The sequence below is a fragment of the Acidocella aromatica genome (assembly GCF_014201825.1).
In the GTDB taxonomy this organism is placed as follows: domain Bacteria; phylum Pseudomonadota; class Alphaproteobacteria; order Acetobacterales; family Acetobacteraceae; genus Acidocella; species Acidocella aromatica.
The window spans coordinates 1-22579 of record NZ_JACHFJ010000011.1 but is presented as its reverse complement, the minus strand read 5'-3'; the positions used below and the strand labels follow the sequence as shown (position 1 = coordinate 22579).

The following is a 22579-nucleotide window of genomic DNA, read 5'->3' as shown; positions in this document are numbered from 1 at the left end:
TGGCCGCCCCACGAAGATCGTGAAATCTTCCGCAACCGTCATGGAATCTTCACTGTCATGGGCGCTGCGCTCCAGACTATGCGGGGCCCTATGAACGCAACCGGGCCGCTCCGCAGCATGGAAAAAACCGCTTACCGCAGCGTCTTCATCTCGGATACTCATCTGGGGACGCGCGGCTGCCGCGCCGAGTTCCTGGCTGATTTCCTGAAGTCGCTCACCTGCGAAAATTTGTTTCTGGTTGGTGACATTATCGACGGCTGGCGCCTCAAGCGCTCCTGGTTCTGGGACCGTCACCACGACAAGGTGCTCCGCCGCGTGCTGAAAATGGCGCGCAACGGCACCAACGTTGTGTACGTGCCCGGCAACCACGACGAAATGCTGCGCAAATATCTCGCCCTGGGCATCGAGGTCTGCGGCGTAAAAATCCAGATGGAGGCCGAACACACCACGGCCGACGGCAAGCGCCTGCTCATCACCCACGGCGACATGTTCGACAGCGTGGTGCGCCATGCCCGCGTGCTAGCCTTGCTGGGCGACTGGGCCTACACCCTGGCGCTTGGGCTGAACCGCTATTTCAACATGGTGCGCATCCGGCTCGGCTATCCGTACTGGTCGCTCTCCGCCTGGCTGAAGCTGCAGGTGAAGGAGGCGGTGAAGGCGATCGACCGTTTCGAGACCGCGCTCGCCGACGACGCCAAGGCCCGTGGGTTCGACGGCGTGGTCTGCGGCCATATTCACCATGCCGAGATGCGCATGGTGAACGGCGTGCTTTATCTCAACGATGGCGACTGGGTGGAAAGCTGCACCGCGCTCGTCGAACACGACGACGGCAACCTGGAACTGATCGACTGGGTGGCGCGCAACCAACTCTCCATGCTGGCCAAGCCCGCCGCCAAGATCAACCCGGCCCAATCCGCCGTGGTGCAGGCCGTGGCGGCGGAAATGGCCGCCGTGCAGCGCGAGATCGATCCCATCAGCATTGCATCGGCCGGAGCCTGACATTCTGCTCACACCCGCCGGGCCGATGCGCATTCTAATCGTTTCCGACGCCTGGACACCCCAGGTGAACGGTGTGGTCCGCACTCTGCGCACGGTGGTGCAGGAGCTGCAGGACATGGGCAAGGTGGTCGAGGTGGTTGGGCCGGACCGCTTCTTCACTATCCCAATGCCGAGCTACCCGGAAATCCGCCTCGCGATCTTTCCTGGCAAGCGGCTGGCAAAGATCATCGACGAATTCCAGCCGGACGCGCTGCACATCGCCACCGAAGGCCCGCTGGGCATGGCCGCCCGCGCCTATGCCATTCGCCGCAAGGTGGCCTTCACAACCGCCTTCCACACCCGGTTCGCCGAATACCTGAAAGCGCGGACGGGCATCCCCGAATTCATCTCCTATGCCTGGCTGCGGCGCTTCCACGGCGCCGGGGCTGCGGTGATGGTGGCGACACAATCGCTGCGCGAGGAGCTGATGGCACGCGGCTTCGAGCATGTTCGTCCCTGGTCTCGGGGCGTGGACCTCGCCGCCTTCAGCCCGGAGCCAAGGGAGGAGTGGGACCTGCCGCGCCCGATCTTCCTCTATGTCGGCCGCTTGGCGGTGGAAAAAAACCTGCGCGCCTTCCTCAAGCTGGACCTTCCCGGCTCCAAGCTGGTGGTTGGCGACGGTCCGCAACGCCGCGAGCTGGAGGCGGAATTTCCCGAGGCGCATTTCGTCGGCGCACGGCACGGGGCGGAGCTGGCGAAAGCCTATGCCGGGGCCGATGTGTTCGTGTTCCCCTCCCGCACCGACACGTTCGGCTTGGTTGTGCTGGAGGCGCTGGCATCAGGTCTGCCGGTGGCGGCTTACCCGGTCACGGGGCCAAAGGATATTCTGGCGGAGGCACAAGTGCCGGTGGGCGCGCTGGACGAGGATTTGCGCCAAGCCTGCCTGAAGGCACTGGAAATCGAGCGCACTGCCTGCCGACCATTTGCCGAGACGTACTCCTGGCGCGCATGTGCGGAGCGGTTTTTGGATAATTTGGTGCCAGTGAACGCGCTGGTTTAAAAATTTTGGAGGCTGCTCAACGCGCGCCAATGGTTCGGGCGCGCTGAGCAGTCATCCTCAAAAAGACTGAGCTTTCCGGCGCTTTTTTGAAAAAAGCTGCATCAGAAACGTCTATTACTCCTTTAGCCTCAACGCATCCTCAATCCCAAACTCCCCCGGCAGGCTGCCCTTGGGGAAAAGCCGGTTGAAATGCCCCATCTTGCGGCCCGGACGCGATTCCGTCTTGCCGTAATGGTGCGGGATCAACCCCGGCGTCGCCAGGATTTGCGGCCACAGCGCCATGTCCTCCGGCCCGATCAGGTTCTTCATCACCGCGTCCGAGTGGCGGATGGCGGGCGGCAGCGGCAGCCCGGCCACGGCGCGGATATGCATCTCGAACTGCCCGCACGGGCAAGCATCCATCGTCCAGTGCCCGGAATTATGCGGGCGCGGGGCAACCTCGTTCACCAGCAGCTTGCCGTCGGCGGTCACGAACATCTCCACGCCCATGATCCCGACCAGCTCCAGCGCCTCGGCCACACGGCGGGCGATGTCCTGCGCCTCGGCCAGCAGGTCTCGCGGCAGCGGCGCGGGAGCCAAGGTGAGGTCCAGGATATGGTGCTTGTGGCGGTTCTCCACGGCGTCATAGGTCACCACCGTGCCATCCCCCCCCCGCGCCACCATTACCGAGACTTCCGCCGCGAAATTGACGAAGCCCTCCAGCACCAGTGGCTTCGGCGCGAGGCGCGCAAAGGCCGGGGCCACATCCTCCGCCGCGCGCAGCAGGGTCTGCCCCTTGCCGTCGTAGCCTAGCCGCGTGGTTTTCAGCACCGCGGGCAGCCCGAGCTTGGCCACCGCCGCATCCAACTCCGCCTCGCTCTCCACCTTCGCCCAAGGGGCGGTGGCGATCCCGGCATCGTTGAGGAACTGCTTTTCCAGCAGCCGGTCCTGCGAGATCGCCAAAATCCGCGCGCCGGGGCGCACGGGCTTCAGGCTCTCCAGCAGGGAAAGCGCATCCGCGGGCAGGTTCTCGAACTCGAAGGTGATGACATCCACCGCCTCGGCGAAGCGGCGCAGCGCCTCAAGGTCAGCGTAGTCCCCCACCGTGTTCACGGCGCTCACCTGCGCCGCCGGGCCATCCACCTCCGGCGAGAACACATGCACGCGGTAACCCAGCCGCGCCGCCGCCATGGCGGACATGCGCCCAAGCTGCCCGCCGCCGATCATGCCGATCACGGCCCCAGGAGCCAGCGCGCTCATTCCACGGTCTCCGGCACGCTATCGGTCTGCGCGGCGCGGAAAGCCGCCAGACGGGCGCGCAGCGCGTCGTCGGACAGCGCCAGGATGGAGGCGGAAAGGATGCCCGCGTTGATCGCCCCCGGCTTGCCGATGGCCAGCGTGCCCACCGGGATGCCGCCCGGCATCTGCACGATGGAGAGCAGCGCGTCCTCGCCCTGCAACACGGTGGCGGCCACCGGCACGCCCAGCACGGGCAGATTGGTCATCGACGCCGCCATGCCCGGCAGATGCGCCGCCCCGCCAGCCCCGGCGATAATGATCTTCAGCCCCCGCGCCTCGGCGCCGGTGGCGTAGTCGTAGAGCCGCTTGGGCGTGCGGTGGGCTGACACCACCTTCGCCTCGAACGGCACACCGAGCCTCTCCAGCACCTCGGCGGCGTGCTGCATCACGGGCCAGTCCGAACGGCTGCCCATGATAATGCCGACCAGCGGGGCGCTCACGCCGTGCGGTCCGGGATCAACCGGCTTTCCAGCCGCGAGATTTCGTCTTTCAGCCCGAGCTTGCGCTTTTTCAGGCGCTGCACTTGGAGCTGGTCGAGCGGCCCCAGCTCGGTGACGCGGGTGATCACGGTATCAAGGTCCCGGTGCTCGCTGCGTAGCGCGTGGAGGCGGCGCAGCAAATTGTCTCTGTCAGTCAGCATGACGGAGCAATAATAGGATTTGCCGCACACTGAAACCGGAATTTTCGTCCGCATTTTTTACGTGACAATTCCGTGGCGGCGGGATTAGCCTCGGTTTTCTGGGCGCTTGCCCGCGCGAGGGTAGTGCCCGGAATATTACAGTTGTTCAGCGCCAAGGAGGCACCATGAACCTGCAATCGCGTATCGATGCCCTAAAGGGGCGGCATGCCAGCCTGGAAACCAAGATTTTGGCGGAAGACCGCCGCCCCAGCCGGGATGATACCGCCCTCACCCGCATGAAGATGGAAAAGCTGCGATTGAAAGAGGAGATGGAGCGATTGAAGGCGCTCTGACACCGCGCCAGACACAAAAAGGGGGCCCAATGGCCCCCTTTTTTATTACTCCGCGGCTTCCGAGGAATCCGGCGCCGGCGGCGGGGTCAGCCCCTCGCGGGCCAAGCGCTCATTAGCGGCGGCCACGGCGTCATTCAGGTCGGACTGCTTGCACAGGCCCAGGATCACCGGGTCGCGCGCCTTGATGTTGGCGCTGTTCCAGTGCGAGCGGTCGCGGATCTTCTGGATGGTGTCCTTGGTGGTGCCGAGCAGCTTGATGATCTGCGCGTCCGTCAGGTGCGGATAGCTGCGCAGCAGGAAGGCGATAGCGTCTGGACGGTCGTTGCGCTTGGCCACGGGGGTGTAGCGGCCGCCCTTGGGCTTCTTCTGGTTCATCTCGGGCGTGGCCAGCAGCTTCAGCCGCAGCGCCGGGTTACGCTCGCAGCGGGCGATGTCCTCCGCCGTGACCTGCTTGTTCGCCACCGGGTCGTAGCCGTTGATCCCCTGCGCCACCTCGCCATCGGCAATGGCCTGGACTTCCAGCGGGTGCATCCCGCAGAAATCGGCGATCTGCTCGAAGGTCAGCGCGGTCTTGTCAATCATCCAGACTGCGGTAGCTTTGGGCATCAAGGGTAGGGGCATGGATACGGTACCTTTTTACGTCTCAGGCGCGGCGGCCTGGAACGCAGATAGTTTCGCGCGTGGGCCACGCAAGTTAAACTTGCGCGGGGTATGGAACCCGCGCCACCCTTCGGTCAAGATCGTTTTATGACATTTCCCGAAGAAGACCTGCCGCGCCCGGCCAAAAAACTACTCTCCCCGCCCGTTCTGGACACGCTGGGGGTGGAAGAGCTGACCGCCTATATCGCCACGCTGGAGGAAGAGATCGCCCGCGTGCGCCAGGCGATCGCCGCCAAACAGGCCCATGCCGCGGCGGCGGCGATGTTCTTCAAGCCACGGGATTAATGGCGCGCCGCAAGGGCCTTTCGGAGGAGGATCTGCGCCTCTGGGCGGCGTATGGCCGTACGCTGACCAAGCTGATGCCTGGGCGCGCGCGGCTGCCCCTACCAGCGGACCCGCCCGCGCCCCAGCCCGAAGCCACCACCCCGCCACCGCAGGCGCCAAAGCCCAAGCTCGTGCATCCGCCACCTTATATAGGCGTGGACGCCACACCGGGCGGGCTGGATAAATCCACCTGGAAGCAGTTCCGCACCGGCAAGATCCGCGCCGAGGCGAGGCTGGACCTGCACGGCCATACCGCCGCCAAGGCGCATCACGAGGTTCTGCACTTCCTGGAGCTGTCGCACGGGGCGCGGCTGTGCTGTGTCGAGATCATCACCGGCAAGGGCGAAATTCTGGCCCGCGAGCTGCCGCACTGGCTCAACGCCCCCAACCTGCGCCCGCTCATCCTGGCGATGGCGCATCCGCACGCGGCGAATACCGGCTCGGTGCGCATCCTGCTCCGCCGGGTACGCGGATGACGCCTTTCGGCGAAAAGCTCCGCCAGCTGCGCGAGGCGCGCGGGGTGACGCAGCGGGAAATGGCGGCGGCGCTGGAAATCTCGGCGGCCTATCTCTCGGCGCTGGAGCACGGGCGGCGCGGCGCGCCTTCCGCCGGGCTGATCCACCAGATATGCCAATATTTTGGGCTGATCTGGGATGATGCCGATGAATTAACAGCGCTTGCCAAATTCTCCCGCCCCAGGCTGAAGCTGAATGCCAGCGGCCTCACCCCCGCCCAGACGGTGCTGGCCAACCGCCTGGCGCGCGAGTTGCGGCATCTGGACATCCAGACCGTGGAAAAAATGCAGGCGCTGCTGGATGCCGCCCGGCCGGTCACCCCGCCAGCACGCCCGCCGCGCGCAAGAACCCGAGCAAAGGCAGCAGGCTGAGCCCGAGAATGGTGAAATAATCGCCTTCCACGCGGGTGAAGAGCTGCGCGCCCAGCCCTTCCAGCCGGTAAGCGCCGACGCAGCCGAGAATTTCCGCGCCTTCGGCCTCCAGGTAGCGGGCAATGAAATCCTCGCTCAGGCCGCGCACCTCCAGCGTGGCCCGCTCGGCATGCGACCATATAACTTCGCCACCTTGCACCACGCAGGCGGCGGTAACGAGCTGATGCGCCCGCCCGGAGAGACGCCGCAGATGCACAGCCGCCTCGGCGAGGTCGGCCGGTTTGTCGAACACCGCGCCCTCGCACACCAGCAATTGGTCCGCCCCCAGCACCAGCACCCGCGGATGCGCCGTACTCACCGCGCGCGCCTTGGCCTCCGCCAAAGCCAGGGCCAGCTCCTCCGGCGTGCCGGTGAACCCCTGTTTCAGGGCCGCCTCGTCCACGCCCGAGGAGATGGCCGCGAAATCCAGCCCCGCCTGGCGCAGCATGGCCCGCCGCGCGGCCGAGGTACTGGCCAGGATCAGCCCGGGTTCCACCCGGCTCTGACCCGCATCATCGTTGTTGTTAGTCATAGCTGCCATCCGCTTAAACAAATTGTGCAAATTCTTATCAATCAGCGCTTAAAACCCTGCCACCGCACGGAGTATCCTGCTTATTTATCAGCCGCCTGAATGGCGCAAGGCTGGGCCGCCAGCACCCATGCAAATTCAGGCACGATGCTTGCATTGTATTTGTATCTGCCGCGTCTGCGGTGACTCTCAAACCCATGGAGACAGACATCATGGTAGCAACCACGGACGTTGCCGCACACGTCGAACCTCAGCTGAAGCAAGGCGCGCTCAGCCGGATCGAGACTCTGGGCCAATCCATCGCCAACATCGCGCCAACCATGACCCCGGCTCTGAACATCACCGTCGTCGCCGGGCTGGCCGGTGTCGGCTCCTGGGTCGCCTACCTGCTCGCCACCATCGGGTGCGTGTTCGTCGGCGCCTCCATCTCGGGCTTGGCTAAGCGCCACCCGGAGGCCGGCTCCTACTTCGTCTATATCGGCCGTAATTTCGGGCCGGTGGCGGGTGCGCTCGCCGGCTGGGCCATGGTTCTGGCCTATGTCACCACCGCCGTGGCGGTGCTGATGAGCGAGCCGCTCTTCATCAACAACGTGCTGGCCGTATTCGGCATCACCCTGCCCTTCGCAGCGCAAGCCTTCCTGGCCTTCGCCCTGACCGGCCTGGTTGTGTTCGCCGGTTACCGCGACATCCAGTTCTCCTCGCGCATGGGTCTGGTGCTGGAATGTGCCTCGATCGGCATCATCGTCCTCATCACCGCGCTGGTTGTGGGCAAGCATGGCACCGTGATCGACCCGGTGCAGCTGAACTTCAGCAAGCTGTCCTTCGGCGGCGTGGCCTCGGCCATGGCCTTCGCCGTGTTCAGCTGGGTGGGGTTTGAGAGTTCCGCCACCCTGGCCAAGGAATCCGCCGATCCGCAGAAGAACATCCCCTACGCGGTAGTGGGCTCGGCGGCCATCGTCGGCATCTTTTTCACCATCATGTCCTACCTGATGGTGATGGGCATGGGCGACAACGCCTCGGCCATCGGCAGCTCTTCCTCGCCGTTTGCCGACATGACCAACAAGGCCGGCCTGCCCTGGGCTGCCGCCGTGGTGTACTTCGCCGCCATCATCAGCGCCTTCGCCTGCGCACTGGCCTGCCTCAACGCCAGCTCCCGCATGCTGTTCTCCATGGGCCGCTACCAGTTCCTGCACGGCTCCATGGGCCTGGTGCACAAGAAGCACAAAACCCCGCATATCGCCGTGTATGCCTCCGGCGTGATCACCGCGCTGATCATGCTGGCGCTGCTGCCGCAGGGCTTCCTGAACGGGTTCGGGCTGGCGGGCACCATCGCCACCTATGGCTTCGTGGTGGTGTATTTCGGCGTGTGCCTGGCCTCCCCACTGGACCTGTTCCGCGCCGGGGTGCTCAAGGTCCAGCATGTCATCTACGGGCTGATCGGCGCCGGGATGATGGGCTTCGTCATCTACTCCAGCGTCTGCCCCTACCCGGCGGCGCCGTTCAACATCCTGCCCCCGGCCTTCGCCATCTATCTGGGCATCGGTCTGGTCTGGTTCCTGGTGCTTAAGGTCAAGTCGCCGCAGGTGCTGACCAGCATCGCCAACGACATGGAAGGCTGATCCCGCAGCCGCCCACAAAAAAAGGCCCCGGATACAGCTCCGGGGCCTTTTTCATTGGATTGACTTCCGCGCGCCTTCGCGGTACCCGGCTGGCTCACAGCTTGGCGGCGTAGCTCAGTGGTAGAGCAGGGGAATCATAATCCCTTGGTCGGAGGTTCAAATCCTTCCGCCGCTACCAAGTTCTTCCTGGAAAATTTAAAAAAGTTTTTGGCGCGGCTTTTTCCAAAAAGCTGAGAATACTTTTGCCTGCGCAAAAGCAATGTGGGGGCTTTTTGCAAAAAGCCCCCACACCCCGAAAAACTCTTGCGAACTTGGTTTTACGCCCCGGCGAGCGTCATGCCCTCGATGCGCAGCGTCGGCGCGTCGGTCCCGCGCTTAAATTGCAGATCATCAGCCGGGGTTATGTGCAGGAACATGTCCTTGAGGTTACCCGCGATGGTGATCTCCGCCACCGGCTCGGCCAGCTGGCCATTGCGGATCATGAACCCCGCCGCCCCGCGCGAGTAATCGCCGGTCAGCCCGTTCACGCCCGAGCCGATCATCTCGGTGACATACAGCCCCTCGGCGATGTCCGCCATCAGTGCCGCCGGGCTCAATTTGCCCGCCGCCAGATAGAAATTGCTTAAGCCCCCGGCATTGCCCGAGGTTTTCAGCCCCAGTTGGTTGGCGCTGCGCGTGTCCAAAATCCAGCTCGTCAGCACCCCGTCCTCGATGAAGGCGCGGGCATGCACCGGCTGCCCCTCACGGTCATAGGGGCGCGAGCGCAGCCCGCGCACGCGGAAGGGATCGTCGATGATGGCGATGCCCGGCGCGAATATGGCCTGGCCCAGCGCATCCTTGAGGAAGGAGGTGCCACGCGCGATGGCGGCACCCGAGATCGCCCCTGCCAGATGCCCCAGCATGCCGCCCGCCACGCGCGGGTCGAACACCACCGGCAGCTTGGCCGTCTGCGCCCGGCGCGGGTTGAGGCGCTTGAGCGCCCGCTCGGCGGCGTTGCGGCCAAGGGTAGCGGCGTCCTCCAGATCCGCCCCGTGCAGGGTGGAGGAGAAATCGTAGTCGCGCTGCATCTGGGTCCCCGTGCCCGCAATGGCGGTGACTGACACGCCATGATGCGAACGGGCATAGCCACCCACGAAACCATGGCTGGTGGCCAGCAACGAGGTACCGCGCGACCAGGAGGCGGAGCCCCCCTCGGAATTGGTGATGCCTGCCACGGAAAGCGCTGCTTCCTCGGCTGCCGCCGCGCGGGCGATCAGCACATCCATCCCCGGCTCAACCGGGTCGTCCAGCTCCAGAAAACCGGCATCCAGCGGGGCGGGAGCCTCGGGGATCTCGGCATACGGGTCCTCCGGCACCACGCGGGCCATGGCCACCGCCTGCTCGGCGAGACGCGTGAAGGAGGCCGGGTCGATGGCGCTGGCCGATACGGACGCGTTGGCCCGGCCCAGGAACACGCGCAAGCCAAGCTCGCGGGTCTCCGCGCGCTCGGTTTCCTCGATCTTGCCCAGGCGCCGCTGCACGGAGACGGAAGCGCTCTCGTGCAGCACCACCTCGGCCACATCCGCCCCGGCGGCTTTCGCCGCCTTCAGCAAGCGTTCGGCAGCCTCGTGCAGGGCGCTCACGCGGTCAGCCTGTCGATAATGGCGGAGAACTTGGGCACCTGCCCGACCGGCCCGATGGTCGCCAGGGTCGGCTTCTCGCGGAAGATCTTGCGCCCCGCCGCGCGGATTTCATCCACCGTCACGGCCTCGATACGCGCCACCGTCTCCGCCACCGGGATGACACGGCCAAACACCTGCCACTGGCGGGCCAGCTGCTCGCAGCGGCTGCCGGTGGATTCCAGGCTCATCAGCAGCCCGGCCTTGAGCTGCGCGCGGGCACGAGCGAGTTCGGCCTCGCTTACCTCTTCCTGTACCTTGGCCAGCTCCTCCAGCGTCACCGGCATCAGCTCTGCGGCCTCGGACTCGCCGGTGCCGGCATAGATGCCAAACAGCCCGCCATCCACCGCCGGGGCGGTGAAGCTGTAGATGGAATACACCAGTCCGCGCTTCTCGCGGATCTCCTGGAACAGCCGCGACGACATGCCCCCGCCCAGCAGCGTGGAGAGCAGCATGGCCGGGTAGTAATCCGGCTCGCCATAGCCCGGCGAGTTGAAGCCCAGCACGATATGCGCCTGGTCGAGGTCGCGCAGCTCACGGTACTCGCCGCCCATATAATCGGCGGGCATGGGCTCGGCGCGCTCGGCCTTGGGTAGATCGGCGAAGTATTTCTGCGCCAGCTCCACCACCTGCTCATGCTCCAGCTTGCCGCTGGCGGCGATGACCATGTTCTCCGGCGTGTAATGCTGGCGCATGAAGCCGTGCAGGGTCTCGCGCTTCATGCCACGGATGATCTGCTCCGTGCCCAGCACCGGACGGCCCATCGGCTGCGCCGGGTAGGCGGCGGACTGGAAATGGTCGAACACCACGTCGTCCGGCGTGTCGTTGGCCTGGCCGATCTCTTGGAGGATCACCCCGCGCTCGCGCTCCAGCTCGTCCGGCTCGAAGGTGGAATGACAGAGGATATCGCCGATGATGTCGGCGCCCAGGGCTAAATCCTCCTTGAGCAGCTTGACGTAATAGGCTGTCTGCTCGCGGGAGGTATAAGCATTGATATGCCCGCCCACATTCTCGATGGCTTCGGCAATATCGGCGGCCGAGCGCTTCTCGGTGCCCTTGAAGGCCATGTGCTCAAGGAAATGCGCCGCGCCATTCTCGGCGGCGGTTTCGTGGCGGGTGCCAGCGCCGACATAGGCGCCGAAGGATACCGTCTCCACCCGCTCCATGCGCTCGGTGAGCACCGTGAGCCCGGAGGGCAGGGTGGTGATGGAAACCTGTTCAGTCATCAATTATGTGTTCCTGTTGGCAAAATTCCGCACGCAGGCCTCGATGGCGGCCAGATCGTTGGGGGCGCGGATAAACTTTTCATTCCGTTGATATAGGTCGGCAAGATGCGCCGGTAAGGGCGGGCGGACGCCAACGGCCTTTTCAATCGCATCTGGGAACTTGGCTGGGTGCGCCGTGGCGGCGGCGATGACCGGCACGCCCACCGGCCCCAGCTCCCGCGCGGCGGCAATGCCGATGACCGAATGCGGGTCGGCCAGATAGCCGCTCTCGCGGTACAGTCGGGCGATCTCGGCCAGGGTTTCCTCGTCCGAGCGGCGGAAGCCGGTGAAATCCTTGGTGATGGCGCGCCAGACCGGCTCGGCCACGCTCATTTTCCCGCTGGTGCGGAAATCCGCCATGGTCTTGGCCGTCAGCGCCGCGTCCCGCCCCAGGAACTCAAACAGCAGGCGTTCAAAATTCGAGCTGATCCCGATATCCATCGAGGGCGAGAGGCTCGGCGTCACGCCATGCACGCTCATGTCGTTGGCTTCGAGGAAGCGGGTCAGGATATCGTTGCGGTTGCTCGCCACGATGAAGTGCTTGATGGGCACGCCCATCTTATGCGCGGCCCAGGCGGCCAGGATGTTGCCGAAATTACCCGTGGGCACGGAAACCGCCACCTCGCGCTCCGGCGCGCCGAGGTTCAGCGCGGCGTACACGTAATACGGGATCTGCGCCGCGATGCGGGCGAAGTTGATGGAATTCACCGCCGAGAGGTTCATCTCGGCGCGGAATTCGGTGTCGGCGAACATCGCCTTCACCAGATCCTGGCAATCGTCGAAATTGCCATCCACGGCGATGTTGAGGACGTTATCGGCCTTCACCGTGGTCATCTGGCGGCGCTGCACCTCGGAGGTCTTGCCCTCGGGATGTAGGATGGTGATGTCGATATTCTTGCGGTTGGCCACGGCCTCGATGGCGGCCGAGCCGGTATCGCCCGAGGTCGCGCCGACGATGCGGATTTTCTCGCCCCGCTCGGCCAGCACATGCTCGAACAGATGGCCCACGAGCTGCAGCGCCATGTCCTTGAAGGCCAGCGTCGGGCCGTGGAACAGCTCCAGCGCGTAGACGTTGGTGTCCAGCTGCACCAGCGGGGTGGTGGCCTTGTGCGAGAACCCGGCATAAGCGCGGCGGCACATGGCCTGGAGGTCGGCGAATTTGACGCACTCGCCCACGAACGGCGCCAACACGCGGGCGGCAAGCTCCGGGTAGGGCAGGCCGCGCAGGGCGCGCAGATCGGCCGTGGAGAATTGCGGCCAGCTCAGGGGCATATACAGCCCGCCATCGGCGGCAAGGCCGGCCAGCAGCACGCCCGAGAAGTCTTTCTGCTCCGCCTGGCCGCGGGTGGAAGTGTAGCGCATCAAAAATCCTCTGTATCCACTGTGGCCTATACTATCGGAGCAAAGCGGGCAGCAATGCGTCCAGCCGGTGCCGGCCCTGTTCCGTGGCGGTAATATTGTCGGCCGAAAGGGTAAGATACCCTTCCTCCAGGCAGGCTTCGAGCATGGCCTGGTCCACGGCGTCCTCAAACGCCACCCCGGTGCGGGCGGCAAAACGGGGGAGCAACACCCCCTCGGCCAGACGCAGCCCCATCAGCAGCGCCTCACGCGCGCGGTCCTCGGGGGCGATGGCTTCCTCGGTGGTGGTGCCGTGGCCCTGCCGCTCCACGAGATCCATCCAGGCCTCGGGCGCGCGGTGGCGGCTGGTGGCCAACAGCGCGCCGCCCAGCGTGACGCGCCCATGCGCGCCGGGGCCGATGCCCACGTAATCCTGGTAGCGCCAGTAAGCGAGGTTATGGCGGGATTCCGCGCCGGGGCGGGCATAGTTGGAAATCTCATAAGGCAGCAGGCCGAAGCGCGAAGCCTCCTCCGCCGTGGCCTCGTAGAGCCGGGCGGCCAGCTCCTCCTCGGGCAGCGCGAACTCGCCCCGGCCATAGAGCGTGGCGAATTTCGTGCCCTCCTCGATGGTGAGCTGGTAGAGCGAGAGATGATCCGCCGCCAAGGTGAGTGCCTGCCGCAACTCCGCCCGCCACGCGGCCTCGGTCTGGCCGGGCCGGGCGTAGATGAGGTCGAAGGAAATACGCGGAAAGATTTTCGCGCCCAGCTCGATGGCTTTGATCGCCTGCTCGGCGCTGTGCTGGCGGCCGAGGAATTTGAGCGAGGCTTCCTCGAAGCTCTGCACCCCGATGGACACCCTGTTCACCCCCGCCGCGCGATAGGCCGTAAAACGCCCGGCCTCGATGCTCGTCGGGTTAGCCTCCAGCGTAATCTCGGCCTCGGGGGCCAGGGTAAACAGCTGCCCCGCCTCGGCGATCAGCGCCGCCACGCTCTCTGGGTCCATCAGGCTCGGCGTGCCGCCGCCGAAGAAGATGGAGGTGACGCGCCTTTCCCCCAGCCGCCCGGCCTCGAAGACCAACTCGGCGCGCAGGGCGGCCAGCATCCGCGCCTGGGGGATGCTCTCGCGCACATGCGAGTTGAAGTCGCAATACGGGCATTTGGCGAGGCAGAAGGGCCAGTGGAAATAGAGGGCGAGATCGTCCATCGCCTGGACATAGCCAATCGCCGTGCCTATCCCAAGGGCATGCAAGCCATCAGCGTGCAAAACCTGATAAAACGCTACGCGCACACGCTCGCGGTGGATGATATCTCCTTCACCCTGGAACGCGGGCAGGTTTTGGGCCTGCTCGGCGGCAATGGCGCAGGCAAGACCACCACCATTGCCATGCTGCTCGGCCTGCTGGTGCCCACCTCCGGCAGCATTACCGTGCTAGGGCACGACATGGCGCGCGACCGCTTCCCTGCCCTGGCGCGGATGAACTTTTCCTCACCTTACATCGCCCTGCCCGCCCGGCTGACCGTATATGAGAACCTCGCCGTGTACGGGCATCTCTACAACGTGCCGGATCTCAAGCGGCGCATCGCGGCGCTCGCCGAGCAGTTCAACCTCGGCACCCTACTCCAGCGCCCGGCGGGCGAGCTTTCCGCCGGGCAAAAAACCCGCGTGGCTCTGGCGAAATCGCTGATCAACCAGCCCGAGCTGCTACTGCTCGACGAACCCACCGCCAGCCTGGACCCGGACACCGGCGATTACGTGCGCGGCGTGCTGGAGGAATACCGGCGCACCCAAGGCGCCGCCATATTGCTCGCCTCGCACAACATGGCCGAGGTGGAACGCCTGTGCGATAACGTGCTGATGCTGAAGGCCGGGCGCATCGTGGACCGTGGCCCTCCGGCGGAGCTGATCGCCCGCTACGGGCGGGAGGATATGGAACAGGTGTTTCTCGACATCGCCCGGAACGGGGAGCTGTGATGCAGTCCCTGCGCCGCATCTGGGGTATGCTGTACCGCCATCTCGCCATGTACCGCCGCTCCTGGCCACGTCTGGCCGAAATTGCCTATTGGCCGACGCTCAACATGCTCATCTGGGGCTTCACCTCCACCTATATCGCCACCGCGCATGGCGCGCCGCGCGCCGTGGCCGCGGGCGGGCTTATCGGCGGCGTGCTGCTGTGGGAGATCATGCTGCGCGGGCAGCTCGGCGTGACCATCGGGTTTCTCGAGGAAATCTGGTCGCGCAATCTCGGGCATCTCTTCGTCAGCCCGTTGCGGCCTGGCGAGTTGCTGGGGGCGCTGGTCATCGTCTCGGCGGTGCGCACGCTGCTTGGCCTGCTTCCTGCCACAATCATCGCGTACCTTCTCTATAGCTATGATATTTTTGCCCCTGGCCCGGTAATGCTGCTGTTCTTCCTCAACCTGCTCATCATGGGCTGGTGGGTGGCGCTCGGCATCGTCTCCCTACTGTTCCGCTATGGCGCGGGGGCCGAGGCCCTGGCCTGGACCATCGCCTTCGGCGTCACCCCGCTGGCTTGCGTGTACTACCCGATCACCGCCCTGCCCGTCTGGCTGCAACCTTTCGCCCAGGCCCTTCCGGCGGCGCATATCTTCGAGGGTTTGCGCGGCGCCCTGCTCGGCCACGGCATGGACTGGCGGCAATTCACCCTGGCCACGGGGCTGAACGCCTTCTGGGCGGCGCTGTCCATCGCCATTTTCGCTGGGGAATTCCGCCGCGCGCGCATCCGTGGCGCGCTGCTGGCCATTGGAGAATGAGCATGCATCAATTCTGGCTCGTCCGCCACGCCCTCGTGCATCCGGACTCGCTCTGCTACCTCTACGGTACCGACGACGTACCCCTTTGCGAAACGACCATGCAGGCCCAGTCCGGGCGCTACGCGGCGCTGGCCGCCCGCCTGCCCCGCCCGGCCCGGCTGATCTGCACCCCGCTCTCGCGCACGCGCCTCACCGCCGATGCGCTGATCCGCGCCGGCTACCCCAAATCCGAGCCCGAAATCGACCCGGCCTTCGTCGAGCAGAATTTCGGCCAGCTCCAGGGCATGCCGATCGCCCGGTTCGACGAACGGGGCCATACCGAGCGCCATCCGTTCTGGCCGATCCACGCCGCCGAGACCCCACCGGGCGGCGAAAGCTTCGCGCATCTCATCACCCGCGTGGGCGAAGGGCTGGAAGCCCTGCTGGGCTCCGCCACGGGCGAGCATACCATCATCGTCTCGCATGGCGGGGCCATCCGCGCCGCCTGCGCGCATGCGCTGGGGCTCACCCCGCATCAGGCGCTGTGCCTGCAAATCGACAATATCTCGCTGACCCGACTGGAATTTAACGATCGCGGCTGGCGGATTTTATCTATGAATGAACACCCCGCCGAGTCGATCTCGGCTGAACCGAAATAACCCACAGGAGCCATTCTCCATGAAGCGCCTTTTGCTTGCCGCCGCCCTGGCCCTTGGCATTGCCGCCCCAGCCTGTGCCGGCACACCGCAACATCTGGTGGACAGCTCCACCCTGGCGCTGGAGGACATGATCGGCAGCTCCGCCGGAGGGCAGATCCAGTACATGCTGCGCCACGCCAAGGCTGTGGTGATCTGCCCGAACATCTTCCGCGCCGGGTTCATCTTTGGCGGCGAGGGCGGGGTTTGCGTGCTCTCCGCCCGCACCGCCGACGGCAGCTGGTCCTACCCGGCCTTCTACTCTCTGGGCAGCGGCAGCTTCGGCCTGCAAATCGGCGTGCAGAGCGCCGAGGTGATGATGATGGTGATGACCAAGGGCGGGCTGGACGCGCTGCTCAACTCGCAGTTCAAGATCGGCGCGGATGCCGGGCTCTCCATCGCCACGCTCGGCGGCGGGGTGAACGGCTCGATGTCCACGGCGCTGAACGCCGACATCGTCAGCTTCTCGGACAGCGAGGGCCTGTATGGCGGCGTCTCGCTTTCCGGCGCCGTGTTCTCGGACGATACCGATCTCGAGCAGCGCTATTACGGCCAGGCGCCGGGCGCGCGGGCCATCGTGCTGTATGGCCAGGGCAGCAACCCCGGCGCCAACCCACTCCGCACCCTGCTGCAGCGCTACGGCGTGCCGGGCGGCGTTAACGCCACCCCGCAGTAAGTTATAAAAGCTTGGGTGCGGCCTTTTTTGTAAAAAAGGCCGCACCCAAAAAACTTCTATTCGTTAGTACACGACCACCGAGCGGATGCTCTCGCCCTTGCGCATCAGCTCGAAGCCCTCGTTGATGCGCTCGAAGGGCATGACATGGGTGATGAGGGAGTCGATGTCGATCTTCCCCTCCATGTACCAATCCACGATCTTCGGCACATCGGTGCGGCCCCTGGCCCCGCCGAACGCCGTGCCCTTCCAGGTACGCCCGGTGACGAGCTGGAACGGACGGGTGGAAATCTCCTGCCCCGCCCCCGCCACGCCGACGATGATCGACGTGCCCCAGCCACGATGGCAGCATTCCAGCGCCTGACGCATCACCTTCACATTGCCGATACACTCGAAGGAGTAATCCGCCCCGCCATCGGTGAGGTTGACCAGATACGGCACCAGATCCTCGCCGATCTCGCTCGGGTTGACGAAATGCGTCATGCCGAACTTCTCGGCCATCGCCTTGCGGCCATTGTTCAGGTCCACGCCGATGATCTTATCGGCGCCCGCGATGCGGGCCCCCTGGATCACGTTCAGGCCGATGCCGCCGAGGCCGAACACCACGACGTTATCGCCCGGCTGAACCTTGGCGGTGTTGAACACGGCGCCAATGCCCGTGGTCACGCCGCAACCGATATAACAGATCTTCTCGAAGGGCGCGTCCTCGCGCACCTTGGCGAGCGCGATCTCGGGCAGCACGGTGTAATTGGCGAAGGTGGAGCAGCCCATATAGTGCATCACCGGCGCGCCATCGCAGGAGAAGCGCGACGTGCCGTCCGGCATCACGCCCTTGCCCTGGGTGGTGCGGATCGCCGTGCAGAGGTTGCTCTTGCGCGAGAGGCAGGTTTTGCACTGGCGGCATTCCGGCGTGTAGAGCGGAATCACATGGTCGCCCCTCTTCAGGCTGGTCACGCCGGGGCCGACCTCCACCACCACGCCGGCGCCTTCATGGCCCAAAATGGCGGGGAAGATGCCTTCCGGGTCCATGCCGGAGAGGGTGTATTCATCCGTATGGCAGATGCCGGTGGCCTTCACCTCCACCATCACCTCGCCGAATTTCGGGCCCTCGATGTCCACCATCTCGAGGGAAAGCGGCTGCCCCGCCGCCCGCGCCACCGCAGCTCTCGTCTTCATGTCTTACTCCCCAGTCTTGAAAGCACTTGCCGGATACCCTTGCGCAAACAGCAGCGAGGTCAAGTCCGTATGCTCGACCCGGTTGGCCACCTGGGCGGCCACCACCGGCTTGGCGTGATAGGCGATGCCCAAGCCCGCCTCTTTCAGCATCGGCAGATCATTCGCCCCGTCGCCCACCGCCAGCGTGGCGGCGAGCTTCACGCCCCGCTTTTCGGCCAGTTCGCGCAGCGTGCTCAGCTTGGCGTCCTTGTCCAGGATCGGTTCGGCCACCTCGCCGGTGAGTTCCGAGCCATTATCCAGCAGCACGTTGGAACGGTGCAGGTCGAAGCCGATCTCCGCCGTCACCCGCGCGGTGAAGAAGGTGAACCCGCCCGAGACCAGCGCCGTGGTCGCGCCATGGGCGCGCATGGTAGCCACAAGCTCCCGCGCGCCGGGGCAGAACTGGATTTCGGACCACGTCGCCTCCAGCGCCGAGAGCTTCAACCCCTTCAGCATCGCCACGCGCTCGCGCAGGGCGGCGGCGAAATCCAGCTCGCCGTTCATCGCCCGGCGGGTGATCTCGGCGATCTGCTCCTTCAGCCCGGCGAAGGCCGCCAGCTCGTCCAGCGTCTCGGCGGTGACGATGGTGCTGTCCATGTCCGCCACCAGCACGGCCTTGCGCCGGCCACGGGACTTGGTAACGAAAATATCCACCTGCTTGTGGTCCAGCCCAGCGGCCAGGGCGGCACGGTCCGGCACGTTCTGCACGGAAAATTCGAAGGCGCGGCCTTCGTCGAGCCATGTGAGGTCGAAGCCCTGGGCAAAAACCTGGGCGCGATTGGCCTCGGCGGCGGTGAGGGAGCCGGCTTGCCGGTTGGCAACGAAAGTGACGATATGAGACATGGTCGCGACTGGTAGGACAGAGAGAGACGCAGGGCAACGCACCGCCTTAATATTGGCGGGGCCGACGGCAAGCGGGAAATCCGCCCTGGCCCTGGCTTTGGCGCGGCGTTTGGGTGGCACCATCATCAATGCGGACGCCATGCAGTGCTACCGCGAGCTGCGGATCATCACCGCCCGCCCCAGCCCGGAGGACGAGGCCTTGGCCCCGCACCGGCTTTACGGCGTGCGCGCGGCATCAGAGCCCGCCAACGCCGCTTGGTGGCGTGAGGCAGCCCTGGCCGAGATGACGCGGGCGGAGTTCCCCATCCTCTGCGGCGGCACGGGGATGTATTTTTCCGCGCTGGTCAACGGCATCGTCAACATCCCCGAACCCGAACCCGCCGCGCGCGAGGAGGCAAGACGGCTGATCGCCGAGATCGGCGCGCAAGCGCTCCACGTGAAGCTGGACCCCGAAACCGCGCAAAAGCTCAAGCCGGGGGATAGCCAGCGCATCGCCCGCGCTTACGAGGTGCTGCTCTCCACCGGCAAAGGGCTGGCCTATTGGCAGTCCCAGCCCACCGACAAGCTGACTGGCTGGCGGCTGAAAATGATCCTGCTCGACCCGCCGCGCCCCGCCCTGCGCGAGGCCATCGAGACCCGCTTCACCGCCATGCTGGACCAGGGCGCGCTCGAGGAAGTGCGCGATTTCCTGGCCCTGGGGCTGGACCCCGCCCTGCCCCTGATGCGCGCCCATGGCGTGCCAGAGCTGGGCGCTTACCTGCGCGGCGAGATCTCTCTGGAGGACGCCAAAGCCCGCGCCGTGCTGGTCACGCACCAGTACACCAAGCGCCAAGGCACATGGTTCCGGCACCAGAAATTGGTAAGCAGCTCAGACATGCAAATAATTCATTCAAGAATTGGCAATTTTACGCAACTTTCGGAAAGTTTTACCGCCGATTTGGTAAATTTTATAAATTGTCCCGGTTGACCTTCGCCGCCACTAACGCTAATCGCTGCCATAGTATTTTTCTCCCCCCTGACCGGCAGGACAGACCCATGGACGGCACGATCGCAACAAACGAACTGATGAAATCAGGCGCGGAGGCCATTCTCCGCGCGCTGAAGGCGCAGGGCGTGGACACGATTTTCGGCTATCCCGGCGGCGCGGTGCTACCGATCTACGACGCCATTTTCCAGCAGAACGAGATCCGGCACATCCTGGTGCGCCACGAGCAGGCGGCGGTGCATGCGGCGGAAGGTTACGCCCGCTCCACCGGCAAGGTCGGCGTGGTGCTGGTTACCTCCGGCCCGGGTGCCACCAACGCCGTCACCGGCCTCGTGGACGCGCTGATGGACTCCATCCCGCTGGTCTGCCTCACCGGCCAGGTGCCGACGCATCTCATCGGTAACGACGCCTTCCAGGAGGCCGACACCACCGGCATCACCCGCCAAGCGACCAAGCACAACTATCTGGTCAAGCGCTCCGAGGATCTGGTCCGCGTCGTCCACGAGGCGTTCCAGGTCGCCCGCACGGGCCGCCCTGGCCCGGTGGTGGTCGATCTGCCGAAGGACATCCTGATCAACCCCGCCCCGTACCGGGACCCGAGCCGCGAGCCGCACCGCTCCTACCGCCCGCGCACCGAGCCGGACCCCGCGAAGATCAAGGAAGCGGTCGAGCTGCTCAAGCGCGCCCATCGCCCGATCGTCTATGCTGGCGGCGGTGTCGTCAATGCCGGGCCGGAAGCGAGCAAGCTGCTCACCGAGTTCGTGCGCCTCACCAACTTCCCCTGCACCAACACGCTGATGGGCCTGGGCGCCTACCCGGCCTCGGACCCGCTGTTCCTGGGCATGCTGGGCATGCACGGCACGTACGAAGCCAACCTCGCGATGCATGATTGCGACGTGATGCTGAATATCGGCGCGCGCTTCGACGACCGCGTGACCGGACGGCTGAACGCCTTCTCGCCGAACTCCAAGAAAATCCACGCCGATATCGACCCCGCCAACATCAACAAATCCGTGGTGGTGGACGTGCCGATCATCGGCGACGCACTGGCGACCCTGAAAGCGCTGATCGAGGCCTGGAAGGCGGATTCCACCCAGCCGGACAAGAGCGCGCTGGCCCAGTGGTGGGCGCAGATCGACGTGTGGCGGGCCAAGCAATCGCTCCGCTACACGCAGAACCGCGACCCCGGCAGCATCATCAAACCGCAATACGCCATCGAACAGCTCTACAAGGCCACGCGCGGGCGCGACACCTACGTGACCACCGAGGTCGGCCAGCACCAGATGTGGGCGGCCCAGTACTTCAAGTTCGAGAAGCCAAACCACTGGATGACCTCCGGCGGCCTGGGGACGATGGGCTACGGCCTGCCCGCCGCCATGGGCGTGCAGGTGGCGCACCCGGACGCGCTGGTGGTGGACATCGCCGGCGAGGCCAGCACGCTGATGAACATCCAGGAGCTGGGCACGCTGGCGCAATACCGCCTGCCGGTGAAGATTTTCATCCTGAACAACCATTACATGGGCATGGTGCGTCAGTGGCAGGAGCTGCTGCACGGCTCGCGCTATTCCAGCTCCTATTCCGAAGCGCTGCCGGATTTCGTGAAGCTCGCCGAGAGTTTCCACGCGGTGGGTCTGCGCGCGGAAAAGGTTGAGGATTTGGACCGGGTGATTGCGGAGATGATTGCGGTGGACAAGCCGGTGATTGCCGATATCTGTGTGGATGAGAAAGAGAACGTGTTCCCTATGATCCCCTCGGGGGCCGCGCATAACCAAATGCTGCTGGGGCCGGAGCACAAGGGCGACAACCGCCCGGGTGTGACCGACGCCGGGCTGGCGCTCGTCTAATGGCAAACGGGGATCTGCGCAGCGCCACCATCTCGGTGCTGGTTGAAAATGAATCCGGCGTGCTGGCCCGTGTCATCGGGCTGTTCTCCGGCCGTGGCTATAATATCGACAGCCTGACCGTCGCCCCGGTGGAGCGCGACGGCTCGAAGAGCCGCATCACCGTCGTCACGCGCGGCACACCGATGGTCATCGAGCAGATCAAGGCGCAGCTCGACCGTCTGGTGCCGGTGTATAAGGTGCTGGACCTGACGGAAGGCCCGCATTTGGCGCGCGAGCTGGCGTTGATCAAGGTGTTGGGCACGGGCGAGAAACGCGCCGAGGCGTTGCGCCTGGCCGACGCCTTCCGCGCCCGCGTGATCGACGCCACCACCGAGAGCTTCACCTTCGAACTGACCGGCGCCACCGACAAGCTGGACGCCTTCCTCGACCTGATGCGCCCGCTGGGGCTGGCCGAAGTCTCCCGCACTGGCGTCGCGGCCATCGCCCGGGGTGTGAAGACGATCGGGTAATAGCTAAGATAAAAGCCTCATACACTTTAATTTTATCGCTGAAGATCGGTAGAGGGCACTATGGATTTGACCGTTGAATGGCTAGACCCCGTCCAACTTAAGGATGGTTCAGCCCAGCAGCTAATTTATACATGTGATATGGACGATTTGCCTACCGATCCCGGGATTTATGTTTTTGAACGCCACTGGAACGGGCAAATGTGTCAGGCTTTATATGTTGGCAAAGCTCAAAACATTCGAAAAAGAATTGTTGAGCACTTCAAAGGCAATGTTCAACTAATGAACCATATTCAGGGCGCACCAAATGGAGCTAAGTGTGTCCGCGCTGGAGTATTTCGTGCACTTCCAGGACAACAAGCAGCCCGGTTGACGTGCTCCCCTGGAATGTGACCGTTTTTGTGTAGAGTCTGTTCCTGGGGGATAGACCGATGAAGGGCAGCCGATTTTCTGAAGAGCAGATT

General features: G+C 64.8%; 26 protein-coding genes and 1 tRNA gene. 16 read left to right on the top strand and 11 right to left on the bottom strand.

Annotated elements, in window-relative coordinates; genetic code table 11:
- Positions 1-117: 117 nt before the first annotated feature.
- Positions 118-999 carry a UDP-2,3-diacylglucosamine diphosphatase gene (locus HNP71_RS11075; RefSeq protein WP_246344195.1) on the top strand — a complete coding sequence of 294 codons (882 nt, stop codon included), beginning with the start codon at positions 118-120 and terminating at the stop codon, positions 997-999.
- A 25-nt stretch (positions 1000-1024) separates the two neighbouring features.
- The gene (locus HNP71_RS11070) at positions 1025-2038 is read left to right on the top strand and encodes a glycosyltransferase family 4 protein (RefSeq protein ID WP_183266988.1); all 1014 of its coding nucleotides are present in this window, start codon (positions 1025-1027) and stop codon (positions 2036-2038) included.
- Between the two features lie 114 nt (positions 2039-2152).
- Here the strand turns inward: HNP71_RS11070 and HNP71_RS11065 are convergent, their stop codons facing one another.
- From HNP71_RS11065 to HNP71_RS11055, 3 genes are read right to left on the bottom strand one after another with little or no spacing between them, the layout of a single operon-like run.
- Entirely contained in the window at positions 2153-3277 is a 1125-nt protein-coding gene (locus HNP71_RS11065; protein ID WP_183266987.1) for a 5-(carboxyamino)imidazole ribonucleotide synthase, read from the bottom strand.
- Positions 3274-3729 (bottom strand): 5-(carboxyamino)imidazole ribonucleotide mutase, encoded by a 456-nt coding sequence (gene purE / locus HNP71_RS11060; protein ID WP_183267066.1) that lies wholly within the window; start codon positions 3727-3729, stop codon positions 3274-3276. Before purE ends, HNP71_RS11065 begins: the two co-directional genes overlap by 4 nt.
- A gap of 23 nt (positions 3730-3752) precedes the next feature.
- Positions 3753-3956 (bottom strand): YdcH family protein, encoded by a 204-nt coding sequence (locus HNP71_RS11055; RefSeq protein ID WP_183266986.1) that lies wholly within the window; start codon positions 3954-3956, stop codon positions 3753-3755.
- Between the two features lie 164 nt (positions 3957-4120).
- Here HNP71_RS11055 and HNP71_RS11050 point away from each other — a divergent pair, with 164 nt between their 5' ends.
- Positions 4121-4288 (top strand): YdcH family protein, encoded by a 168-nt coding sequence (locus tag HNP71_RS11050; RefSeq protein ID WP_183266985.1) that lies wholly within the window; start codon positions 4121-4123, stop codon positions 4286-4288.
- Positions 4289-4333: 45 nt separating this feature from the next.
- On the opposite strand, the gene HNP71_RS11045 is transcribed toward HNP71_RS11050, so the two are convergent.
- Positions 4334-4909, bottom strand: coding sequence for a DUF1013 domain-containing protein (locus tag HNP71_RS11045; protein ID WP_183266984.1), 576 nt, complete (start codon positions 4907-4909; stop codon positions 4334-4336).
- A gap of 126 nt (positions 4910-5035) precedes the next feature.
- Between HNP71_RS11045 and HNP71_RS11040 the strand changes: the two genes are divergently transcribed.
- Genes HNP71_RS11040 through HNP71_RS11030 form a run of 3 tightly spaced genes read left to right on the top strand, consistent with a single transcriptional unit; the run spans position 5036 to position 6158 of the window.
- Positions 5036-5233 carry a DUF1192 domain-containing protein gene (locus tag HNP71_RS11040; RefSeq protein WP_183266983.1) on the top strand — a complete coding sequence of 66 codons (198 nt, stop codon included), beginning with the start codon at positions 5036-5038 and terminating at the stop codon, positions 5231-5233.
- Complete coding sequence (locus HNP71_RS11035) at positions 5233-5748, top strand: Smr/MutS family protein (RefSeq protein WP_183266982.1); 516 nt, start codon at positions 5233-5235, stop codon at positions 5746-5748. Before HNP71_RS11040 ends, HNP71_RS11035 begins: the two co-directional genes overlap by 1 nt.
- On the top strand, positions 5745-6158 hold the full coding sequence (locus HNP71_RS11030; RefSeq protein ID WP_183266981.1) for a helix-turn-helix domain-containing protein: 414 nt from the start codon (positions 5745-5747) through the stop codon (positions 6156-6158). The genes HNP71_RS11035 and HNP71_RS11030 overlap by 4 nt, the downstream gene beginning before the upstream one ends.
- On the opposite strand, the gene HNP71_RS11025 is transcribed toward HNP71_RS11030, so the two are convergent.
- Positions 6103-6729 (bottom strand): Maf family protein, encoded by a 627-nt coding sequence (locus HNP71_RS11025; protein WP_183266980.1) that lies wholly within the window; start codon positions 6727-6729, stop codon positions 6103-6105. The genes HNP71_RS11030 and HNP71_RS11025 overlap by 56 nt on opposite strands.
- Positions 6730-6938: 209 nt before the next feature.
- On the opposite strand from HNP71_RS11025, the gene HNP71_RS11020 reads away from it, so the two are divergent.
- Both HNP71_RS11020 and HNP71_RS11015 read left to right on the top strand, forming a co-directional pair.
- Positions 6939-8345, top strand: coding sequence for an APC family permease (locus HNP71_RS11020; RefSeq protein WP_183266979.1), 1407 nt, complete (start codon positions 6939-6941; stop codon positions 8343-8345).
- Positions 8346-8448: 103 nt separating this feature from the next.
- Positions 8449-8523, top strand: a tRNA-Met gene (locus HNP71_RS11015).
- 139 nt (positions 8524-8662) lie between these two features.
- Here the strand turns inward: HNP71_RS11015 and HNP71_RS11010 are convergent.
- Genes HNP71_RS11010 through hemW form a run of 4 tightly spaced genes read right to left on the bottom strand, consistent with a single transcriptional unit; the run spans position 8663 to position 13810 of the window.
- A complete protein-coding gene (locus tag HNP71_RS11010) occupies positions 8663-9967 on the bottom strand; it encodes a metallopeptidase TldD-related protein (RefSeq protein WP_183266978.1) in 1305 nt (434 codons plus the stop codon).
- Positions 9964-11229 (bottom strand): M16 family metallopeptidase, encoded by a 1266-nt coding sequence (locus tag HNP71_RS11005; RefSeq protein ID WP_183266977.1) that lies wholly within the window; start codon positions 11227-11229, stop codon positions 9964-9966. Before HNP71_RS11005 ends, HNP71_RS11010 begins: the two co-directional genes overlap by 4 nt.
- 3 nt (positions 11230-11232) lie before the next feature.
- Entirely contained in the window at positions 11233-12630 is a 1398-nt protein-coding gene (thrC, locus tag HNP71_RS11000; protein WP_183266976.1) for a threonine synthase, read from the bottom strand.
- Positions 12631-12661: 31 nt separating this feature from the next.
- Positions 12662-13810, bottom strand: a complete 1149-nt coding sequence (gene hemW, locus HNP71_RS10995) for a radical SAM family heme chaperone HemW (RefSeq protein WP_183266975.1) — start codon at positions 13808-13810, stop codon at positions 12662-12664.
- Between hemW and HNP71_RS10990 the strand changes: the two genes are divergently transcribed.
- From HNP71_RS10990 to HNP71_RS10975, 4 genes are read left to right on the top strand one after another with little or no spacing between them, the layout of a single operon-like run.
- On the top strand, positions 13784-14578 hold the full coding sequence (locus tag HNP71_RS10990; RefSeq protein WP_456304186.1) for an ABC transporter ATP-binding protein: 795 nt from the start codon (positions 13784-13786) through the stop codon (positions 14576-14578). The two genes, hemW and HNP71_RS10990, sit on opposite strands and share 27 nt — an antisense overlap.
- The gene (locus tag HNP71_RS10985) at positions 14578-15375 is read left to right on the top strand and encodes an ABC transporter permease (RefSeq protein WP_221246824.1); all 798 of its coding nucleotides are present in this window, start codon (positions 14578-14580) and stop codon (positions 15373-15375) included. Before HNP71_RS10990 ends, HNP71_RS10985 begins: the two co-directional genes overlap by 1 nt.
- Positions 15376-15377: 2 nt before the next feature.
- Positions 15378-16013: a histidine phosphatase family protein gene (locus HNP71_RS10980; protein ID WP_183266973.1), complete on the top strand. Its 636-nt coding sequence runs from the start codon at positions 15378-15380 to the stop codon at positions 16011-16013.
- Between the two features lie 19 nt (positions 16014-16032).
- Positions 16033-16725: a lipid-binding SYLF domain-containing protein gene (locus HNP71_RS10975; RefSeq protein ID WP_183266972.1), complete on the top strand. Its 693-nt coding sequence runs from the start codon at positions 16033-16035 to the stop codon at positions 16723-16725.
- Between the two features lie 63 nt (positions 16726-16788).
- On the opposite strand, the gene HNP71_RS10970 is transcribed toward HNP71_RS10975, so the two are convergent.
- Together HNP71_RS10970 and serB are read right to left on the bottom strand one after the other, a co-directional pair.
- Complete coding sequence (locus tag HNP71_RS10970) at positions 16789-17898, bottom strand: S-(hydroxymethyl)glutathione dehydrogenase/class III alcohol dehydrogenase (protein ID WP_183266971.1); 1110 nt, start codon at positions 17896-17898, stop codon at positions 16789-16791.
- 3 nt (positions 17899-17901) lie between these two features.
- Positions 17902-18780 carry a phosphoserine phosphatase SerB gene (serB, locus tag HNP71_RS10965; protein ID WP_246344194.1) on the bottom strand — a complete coding sequence of 293 codons (879 nt, stop codon included), beginning with the start codon at positions 18778-18780 and terminating at the stop codon, positions 17902-17904.
- Between serB and miaA the strand changes: the two genes are divergently transcribed.
- From miaA to HNP71_RS10945, 4 genes are all read left to right on the top strand, one after another.
- Entirely contained in the window at positions 18779-19747 is a 969-nt protein-coding gene (miaA, locus tag HNP71_RS10960) for a tRNA (adenosine(37)-N6)-dimethylallyltransferase MiaA (protein ID WP_246344193.1), read from the top strand. The genes serB and miaA overlap by 2 nt on opposite strands.
- Before the next feature lie 68 nt (positions 19748-19815).
- Positions 19816-21609, top strand: coding sequence for an acetolactate synthase 3 large subunit (locus HNP71_RS10955; RefSeq protein WP_246344192.1), 1794 nt, complete (start codon positions 19816-19818; stop codon positions 21607-21609).
- Entirely contained in the window at positions 21609-22118 is a 510-nt protein-coding gene (ilvN, locus tag HNP71_RS10950) for an acetolactate synthase small subunit (protein WP_183266969.1), read from the top strand. The genes HNP71_RS10955 and ilvN overlap by 1 nt, the downstream gene beginning before the upstream one ends.
- Before the next feature lie 60 nt (positions 22119-22178).
- On the top strand, positions 22179-22508 hold the full coding sequence (locus tag HNP71_RS10945) for a GIY-YIG nuclease family protein (protein ID WP_183266968.1): 330 nt from the start codon (positions 22179-22181) through the stop codon (positions 22506-22508).
- The last annotated feature ends 71 nt before the right edge of the window (positions 22509-22579 follow it).